Raw genomic sequence first — 228 nt, 5'->3', positions numbered from 1 at the left:
CGTCAATTTGGCTATGTGCCTGATAGTCCTGATATGTTCCTGCGACTAAAGGGCCTGGAGTATGTCAGCTTCATGGCAGATATTTACGAGGTGCCGCAAAAAGTTCGAAACGAACGAATCCTGCAGCTGGCACAGCGTTTTGATATGACGAATGCCCTCGGAGATACGATCCAAAGCTACTCGCATGGTATGCGCCAAAAGATCATGATTATGGGCGTATTGGTGCAC

1 pseudogene is annotated in these 228 nt (G+C 48.2%); it reads left to right on the top strand.

What is annotated here, in order from left to right:
- A pseudogene (locus tag SB773_RS35225) lies at positions 1 to 228 on the top strand (ABC transporter ATP-binding protein); the annotation flags it as partial.

Origin of the sequence: Bacillus sp. SIMBA_074, assembly GCF_046534555.1 — a bacterium.
Lineage (GTDB): Bacteria > Bacillota > Bacilli > Bacillales > Bacillaceae_G > Bacillus_A > Bacillus_A mycoides.
This window is presented reverse-complemented; position numbering and strand designations above follow the sequence as displayed.